The organism is Yoonia sp., from assembly GCF_046292185.1.
Lineage (GTDB): Bacteria > Pseudomonadota > Alphaproteobacteria > Rhodobacterales > Rhodobacteraceae > Yoonia.
Genome location: NZ_JBKBQY010000125.1, coordinates 1 through 7,170 on the forward strand (window position 1 = coordinate 1; position 7,170 = coordinate 7,170).

9 protein-coding genes, 1 tRNA gene and 1 pseudogene are annotated in these 7,170 nt (G+C 60.2%); 3 read left to right on the forward strand and 8 right to left on the reverse strand.

The window, feature by feature from the left end; genetic code table 11:
- Positions 1–26: 26 nt before the first annotated feature.
- Positions 27–103 (reverse strand) — tRNA-His (locus tag ACK4TM_RS16225).
- Between the two features lie 135 nt (positions 104–238).
- Here ACK4TM_RS16225 and ACK4TM_RS16230 point away from each other — a divergent pair.
- The gene (locus ACK4TM_RS16230; RefSeq protein WP_409703205.1) at positions 239–430 is read left to right on the forward strand and encodes a DUF6324 family protein; all 192 of its coding nucleotides are present in this window, start codon (positions 239–241) and stop codon (positions 428–430) included.
- Here the strand turns inward: ACK4TM_RS16230 and ACK4TM_RS16235 are convergent.
- The 7 genes from ACK4TM_RS16235 to ACK4TM_RS16265 all read right to left on the reverse strand — a co-directional run bounded on the left by ACK4TM_RS16235 (position 417) and on the right by ACK4TM_RS16265 (position 4,973).
- Positions 417–869, reverse strand: coding sequence for an MmcB family DNA repair protein (locus ACK4TM_RS16235; RefSeq protein WP_409703208.1), 453 nt, complete (start codon positions 867–869; stop codon positions 417–419). The genes ACK4TM_RS16230 and ACK4TM_RS16235 overlap by 14 nt on opposite strands.
- A 261-nt stretch (positions 870–1,130) precedes the next feature.
- Complete coding sequence (locus tag ACK4TM_RS16240) at positions 1,131–1,442, reverse strand: hypothetical protein (protein WP_409703211.1); 312 nt, start codon at positions 1,440–1,442, stop codon at positions 1,131–1,133.
- Positions 1,443–1,610: 168 nt separating this feature from the next.
- The gene (gene nusB / locus ACK4TM_RS16245; protein ID WP_409703214.1) at positions 1,611–2,078 is read right to left on the reverse strand and encodes a transcription antitermination factor NusB; all 468 of its coding nucleotides are present in this window, start codon (positions 2,076–2,078) and stop codon (positions 1,611–1,613) included.
- Positions 2,075–2,602, reverse strand: a complete 528-nt coding sequence (locus tag ACK4TM_RS16250) for a 6,7-dimethyl-8-ribityllumazine synthase (RefSeq protein WP_409703217.1) — start codon at positions 2,600–2,602, stop codon at positions 2,075–2,077. Before ACK4TM_RS16250 ends, nusB begins: the two co-directional genes overlap by 4 nt.
- Positions 2,602–3,774, reverse strand: coding sequence for a 3,4-dihydroxy-2-butanone-4-phosphate synthase (gene ribB, locus ACK4TM_RS16255; RefSeq protein ID WP_409703220.1), 1,173 nt, complete (start codon positions 3,772–3,774; stop codon positions 2,602–2,604). Before ribB ends, ACK4TM_RS16250 begins: the two co-directional genes overlap by 1 nt.
- Positions 3,775–3,822: 48 nt before the next feature.
- Positions 3,823–4,377, reverse strand: a complete 555-nt coding sequence (locus ACK4TM_RS16260; RefSeq protein ID WP_409703223.1) for a hypothetical protein — start codon at positions 4,375–4,377, stop codon at positions 3,823–3,825.
- Positions 4,377–4,973 (reverse strand): riboflavin synthase, encoded by a 597-nt coding sequence (locus ACK4TM_RS16265; protein ID WP_409703225.1) that lies wholly within the window; start codon positions 4,971–4,973, stop codon positions 4,377–4,379. Before ACK4TM_RS16265 ends, ACK4TM_RS16260 begins: the two co-directional genes overlap by 1 nt.
- A gap of 141 nt (positions 4,974–5,114) precedes the next feature.
- Here ACK4TM_RS16265 and ACK4TM_RS16270 point away from each other — a divergent pair, with 141 nt between their 5' ends.
- Both ACK4TM_RS16270 and ACK4TM_RS16275 read left to right on the forward strand, forming a co-directional pair.
- The gene (locus ACK4TM_RS16270; protein WP_409703228.1) at positions 5,115–6,395 is read left to right on the forward strand and encodes a capsule biosynthesis protein; all 1,281 of its coding nucleotides are present in this window, start codon (positions 5,115–5,117) and stop codon (positions 6,393–6,395) included.
- A 136-nt stretch (positions 6,396–6,531) separates the two neighbouring features.
- A pseudogene (locus tag ACK4TM_RS16275) lies at positions 6,532–7,170 on the forward strand (capsular polysaccharide biosynthesis protein); the annotation flags it as partial.

A 7,170-nucleotide genomic window follows, 5' to 3' on the forward strand; every position in this document is an offset into this window, starting at 1 on the left:
TCAACATCTGCGGCCTGACAAGGGGGTGGTACCACCTGCTGGTCTCGAACCAGCGACCTCTTGATCCACAATCAAGCGCTCTAACCAACTGAGCTAAGGCGGCACTGACGCGGGATTTAGCGGCATGCCCGCATGAATGCAAGTCCTAGCCGGGGGATTTCATCAGATCAACGCACCCTGCCCTTGCCAAGCGATTGCGTGGCGCTGTAGGCAGTGTCAGATCAGCAAGGAAAACATCATGGGCATCAACAATGAACGCGATATCGAGGCCAATATGCAGATCGGGCCGACCGAACTGGGCATGGTCCGCATCTTTATTGAGGCAGGCAGCACCGAAATCCCGATGGATTTCGAACCTGAAGAGGCCGAAGAGATTGCCGATGAAATACGCGCCGCGGCCAAGGCAGCACGCGCTGTCAAAAAGCGGTGACAAATCCCGGATCGCGCGCCATCTGCGCGCGGATCGCGGCGTGGCGCGCGAATTTCTGCGTGATCGCCTTGCGCCGTGCCGGTGGCAGCCTGGTTTCGGGCCCGTGCCGGATGATTTCGGCATCATAGCTGTCGGCTAGGATAAGCCCGGTTTCATCCGGGAGCAGTTCAAAGGGAAAATCCTGATCCACGGCCCAGAAAAACCGATCACACCAAGCCAGATAATGCTGCCATTTCTGGTCGCTCATGAAATCGGCTCGGCTGGATTTGCACTCGATCACCCAGATTTCGCCTTTGGGACCCAAGGCCATCACATCGACGCGCAGCCCGCGCGCTGGCACCAGTTCCACCACGCTGACGAAATCCAGATCCCGCAGGTGGCGGCAGACGCCGCGCGCCAGCAACTGACCGGGCTGAAGAAGAACGTCGGGATTCTGCATGACTTAAACTTGAACAATAGGTGAACAAAATGCAAGGCGGTTGCCTGCAATGAACGTGACCACTTGTCCTTTGCTCCGCTGATCTCTATTTCAGATGGTGACGGGAATTCTGCGCTGCTCGTATACCATCGGTACAAATCCAGTGGCCTTAAGCAACTCCGAGGGAGCTGGCTCTGTTCTGGCCCTGGTCAGTCTATCTGGCGCCCACCTGTAAAAACAGGTCCTCGGGATTAGCTACCGCTACGGCAGAGGTGGTGCCCGTCACCTCCGGCGCGATTGCGCTGGCACCCGGATCGGGATCATCCGACCGCCCTGATGATCGTCATCGTCAGTGTCGTCCTGCGCATCCAACATGATCGACACGGCAAATTGCACGCCGCCAAAGATCGTTCCGTGAAAGAACCACAGCAGGAAAACGGCAAGCCATCCGATGTCGGACCCGGCCACCAGCGTCCCCAGCCGCGCGATGTCGTAAAACAGCAGCATCGCGACAAAGACCGCCGCCGCCAGAAATCCGACAGCGCAATGGCGCAAATAAATCTGCATCGGATTTGGTTCGTTGTTCTGTGTCATGCCGGCACCTCCACCTTGCAACCTATGCCGCCTGCGCCGGAATACAATGCGCAAAGCGTCGCCTGCGTCTGCGCTTGTCGTCAGAGCCGGTCATTCCGCGCAAACCGCGAACACACCTGCATTTCCACGCCAGAAGGTCCGATTTTCAGCAGGCCATGCGGGCCGGGATCAGAACGCCTCTGGCCGCGCCTCACGGGCCATATGATCTAGAACAGCGTTGACGAACTTTGGTTCCTTGCCGTCATGCGAAAAAGCCTCGGCCACGGCGACGAATTCGCTGATTACCACCTTGGGCGGTGTGTCTTGGTCCAGCAATTCCGCCCCGGCGGCACGGAACAAGGCGCGCCATGTCGGATCGATCCGGGCGATTGGCCATTTGACGACAAGCGCACGGTCGGTCATCTGGTCGATGCTGGCCTGAAGGTCGACGGCGCGATCCATCATGCGGCGGAAAGTATCGACGTCGCCTTCGGCCATCTCGACATCGTCGATGATCTCACCAAAGCGGTGATCCTCGAATTCCTGCACGACGCGTTCGACGGTTTGGCCCGTCGCCTCCATCTGGAACAGAGCCTGCACGGCAAAGAAACGTGCGGCAGATTTCATCTTGCGGCGCTGGTTATTAGAAATAGTCATGCTGTCGAATTACCTGCCATCAGGATGTCACGGGTGAAGCCCACGCCCTTTTCCGCCTTGCCCCATTTGCGCGCCAGTGCCACCAGATGCAGCGCCGCAGCAGCAGCGCCACCGCCCTTGTTCATCTGTGCCGGGTCCGCGCGCACCGCGGCCTGCGCGTGGTTTTCCACCGTCAGAATGCCGTTGCCGATGCAAAGCCCCTGCAGGCCCAGCAATTGCAGCGCGCGGCTGCTGTCGTTGCACACGGTGTCGTAATGCGTCGTCTCACCCCGGATCACACAGCCAAGCGCGACATAGCCGTCAAAATTGCTCATCCTTGCGGCGATGCCGATAGCGGTTGGGATTTCCAGCGCGCCGGGCACATGGACCATGTCATGGCTGGCACCCGCCTTTTCAATCTCGGCCAAGGCACCGGCAATCTGGTGATCGCTGATATCCTTGTAATAAGGCGAGGCCACGATCAGGATTTTGACGGGTTTATCGAATTCCGGCAGCGGCAGAATGTGGTGTGAGGGTCCGGCCATCAGCCAATCTCCGATATCTTGCGGGTGCCTGTGATTTCCAGACCGTAGGCATCCAGCCCCACCACCTTGGGCATGGGCGAGTTTGTCAGAAGCGTAATTTCATGCAGGCCAAGCGCCGACAGGATCTGCGCGCCCAAACCGTATTGGCGCAGGGTTTGCGGGCTGGCTTCTTCGGAAGGGTCAAGTTTCATATGCAGATCGCGCAGCAGGACCAGCGCGCCGCGCCCTTCCTTGGCGATCAATTGCATTGCATCACCGAATTCATTGCGCCGCCCCTTGGGGCCGACACCGACGACATCCGTCATCGGGTCCAAGGCATGCATCCGCACCAGAACCGGTTCGGGCGTGGTGATGTCGCCCTTGATCAGCGCGATATGTTCGGCACCCTGGGTTTCATCGACAAAAATCCGCATATCCCAGTCGCCGCCAAATTCAGATGTGACCTTCTGGCTGCTGCGCTCTACCACCAGGTTGTCATGGCGACGCCGATAGGCGATCAGGTCGCTGATCGTGCCGATCTTCAACCCATGTAATTGCGCAAAGGCAATCAAGTCGGGCAAACGCGCCATTTCGCCGTCTTCTTTCATGATCTCGCAGATCACGCCGGAGGGGTTCAGCCCGGCAAGCCGGCTGATATCCACCGCCGCTTCGGTATGGCCGGCGCGGACCAGCACACCGCCTTCGCGGGCACGCAGCGGGAACACATGCCCCGGTGTCGCGATATCAGCGGCCCCTTTGGCGGCATCGATAGCGACGGACACGGTGCGCGCCCGGTCGGTAGCAGAAATGCCGGTGCTGACCCCTTCGCGCGCCTCGATACTGACGGTAAAGGCGGTTTCATGGCGTGAAGAATTGTTCGACGCCATCAAGGGCAGGCCCAGCGCATCAATGCGCGAGCCGGGCAGCGACAGGCAGATCAAGCCGCGCCCGTGCTTGGCCATGAAATTAATCGCATCGGGTGTGGCCATCTGTGCGGGGATGACCAGATCGCCTTCGTTTTCGCGGTCTTCGTGATCGACAAGGATGAACATCCGCCCGTTGCGGGCATCATCGATGATATCTTCGATCTTGCTGATCGCGTCCGACCAGTCGATCTCGACCGGACCCGGCGTTTCATAGGTAGATGACATGAGCGACCCCGCAGCTTGTTTGTCTGCCAGATAGCCCAGCATCCGCTGTTTGGAAAGGGCCGGACGACGCAGGCCGGAGCATGATCCCCGTTACGTAAAGAAAGCCTCGGCGCTGACATAGCCCGCAAGTCGCGCGGCGGCGACCCATTCCCGTTCGAAATCAGTATCGCCGACCAGCACGAAACGATCACCCGGTTGGCGCAGCTCTGCGGTGATTGCGTTCAGATCGCGGCGCATGACAGACCAGCTGTCGGTAAAGCGCGGCGCGGCAAAGGCCCGGTCAATCGCCGGAAGGGCCGCCAGATGCGTGGGTGTCACCGGACGGTGCGCCAGCGCATGGCGCGCGGTATTGACCAGCCGGTCCAGCCGATCAGCACGGTCCGCCGGCAAGGCCTGCCCGTCGCGCAAGACGCGCAATGCATTGCTGGAAAACAGGAAACCGATCAGGTCATGGCCGTTGCTGGCCCTGATCCCGGCATAGGTCTTGTACGGCAATCCCAGTTCTGCGGCGCGTTTGACCCGCAGGCGGACCACCTCGATCGGCAGGACCGGCAGCAGATCGCGGCGCGCCTTTGTCCAGACATGTTTGCGCCAGCTATGGCCCGGCTCAACCGACAGCCCCGAATTATGTCCGATCCCCGACATCAGGCGTATTCCTGCAGGCGGGCGACATAGCGGGCCATCGTGTCAATCTCGATATTGATCAGATCACCGACGGCCACGTCGCCCCATGTTGTTGCTGTCTTGGTATGTGGGATGAAATTGATGCCGAAATCACGGCCCGCAACCTCGTTCACCGTCAGCGAGGTGCCGTCCAGCGCGACTGATCCTTTGGGCGCAATGAACCGCGCCAAGGCTTCGGGCGCGCGAAACGTCACCCGCGTGCTATCGCCGTCGTCGCGCATGGCCACAACCTCGGCCACGCCATCGACATGGCCCGATACGATATGACCGCCAAGTTCATCCCCGACCTTCAATGCGCGTTCAAGGTTCAGGCGCTTGCCCACGACCCAGCCGCCGACATTGGTGGCCCCGACGGTTTCCGCCGAAATCTGCACGTCAAACCAGTTTTGCGGTTCGCGCCCAAGCGCGATGACAGTCAAACAGACCCCGTTGCAGGCGATAGAGGCACCGATATCGATCCCCGCCACATCATAACCGGTGCCGATCCGTGCGCGCAGGTCGCCTTGCTGTTCCAGTTCCAGCACCCTGCCGATATCCGTGACAATTCCCGTGAACATATGATTTCCCTATCCGCTTGTCCTGACCTAGCCTCTTGTGACCGGCGCGACAAGATGAGCCAGCAACGGCTCTGCCTCATTCCGGCCAAATTCATGAGGTAGCCAAGCCATGTTGTTAAAGAGTTTTCCGGGTAAAGCGGCATGAATATTCACCGCAGTTTTCTGTTTCTACAGGGACCACATGGTCCGTTCTTCGGGCAGCTTGCGCAAGTTTTGCGCAGTACAGGCGTTTCGGCCTGGCGCGTCGGATTCAACGCGGGCGACGAATCGTACTGGTCAAATGATCCGGGTTATCTGCCGTTCCAGCAATCCCCCAATGCCTGGCCGGATGCGCTGGCCGCCATTCTGCGCGACAAATCCATCACCGATATCGTGCTTTACGGCGACACCCGCCCGATCCACGCAGAGGCGATCCGGCAGGCGCGCAGTGCCGGCCTGAACATCCATGTTTTTGAAGAAGGCTATCTGCGCCCCTATTGGGTCACCTATGAACGCGAGGGCAGCAATGGCAATTCCCGGCTGATGACATTTGATGTGCCGCAGATGCAGGCACATCTGGCGCAACAGGGACGCGATCTGCCCGTGCCGCCTGCGCATTGGGGCGACATGCGGCAGCATATCTTTTACGGCGCGCTATATCATTGGTTCGTGATGTTCCGGAACCGGCGCTATCCGCATTTCTGTCCGCACCGCGCCCTGCCCGTCGGCACCGAAGCGCGGCTTTATTCTCAGCGCCTGCTGATGATGCCGTTTCACGCGCTGGGACGCGCGCTGGCCACGATGCGGATTAAGGCACGCGGCCATCCCTACCACCTCGCCCTGCTGCAACTGGAACATGATTCGAGCTTTCAGTCACATTCCCCGTTTCACGATATGGAAACCTTTATCGAGGTGGTCATCGCCGGTTTTGCCAAAGGGGCCGCCGCTGATCACCATCTTGTCTTCAAGGCCCATCCGCTAGAAAACGGGCGCAAGCCCCTGCGCCGGTTGATCCGGCTGTCCGCCCGCGCGCACGGCATCGCGGGACGTGTGCATTATGTGCGCGGGGGCAAACTGGCCCATCTGCTTGACACGGCGCGCTCTGCGGTCACAGTGAATTCCACTGCGGGGCAGCAGGTGTTGTGGCGCGGTATCCCGCTGCGGATTTTCGGCACCGCCGTCTATGACAAGCCGGAATTCGTGTCGCGTCAGCCGTTGCCCGCCTTCTTCGCCGATCCCCAGGTGCCCGACCAGCAGGCCTATCGCGATTTCCGGCAATTCCTGCTGGAAACCAGTCAGATCCCCGGCGGCTATTATTCCGCCAAGGGGCGGCGGCAGCTTACACAGCAGTTGGTGGCTTTGATGCTGGCAGAGCAGGACCCATACAGCGCGCGGCTGACCGCGACCCCACCTGCGGAACATAGCCCGCGTCTGGCCAGCTAAACCGTTTTGGAAAACCTGCATCGCCTTTCGCTGCCTCTCGCGGCGCTCGCACGCGAAAAGCGGACCATCACGCTTCATGCTTTCCCGAAACACTGCATCGCTGGCCAAGATGCCAGGGCTGGCATAACCTTCAGATATGACAGATAGAAACCGCCAGAATCTTTACGTCTATTCAGGCGGTTTTCTGACTCAGCCGCGGATCAGGAGGATTCTGACGCTTTCTGGTTATGATATCCGGCTGGGCGCGCCCGGCCCGGGTGATCTGATCGGGGTCTGGGGCCACAGCCCCACCGCCCCCAGGGGCGAGGCTGTCGCTCGGCACAAAGGCGCGCAACTTGTCCGGATCGAGGATGCTTTCTTGCGTTCGGTCCGCCCCGGCCACGAAGGTGATCTGCCCTTGGGGCTGAACATCGACCGGCGTGGCGTGCATTTCGACCCGGCACTGCCCAGCGATCTGGAACGGATTCTGACGGACAACCCGCTTGATGATACCGTCCTGCTGAACCGCGCGCGCGCGGGGATCGCCGTGATGCAGCGGGATCATCTGTCAAAATACACCTGCTTTGACCCCGATACGCCCACGCCAACGCCGGGATATGTGCTGGTCATCGATCAGACCCGCAAGGATGCCTCGATCACCGCCAGCGGCGCGGGCAGCAACACCTTCCGCGAGATGCTGTTCTACGCGCAGACCGAACACCCCGGCCAGCGGATCGTGATCAAGATCCATCCCGAAACCGCCCAAGGCCATAAGCAAGGCTATTTCAGCGCAACA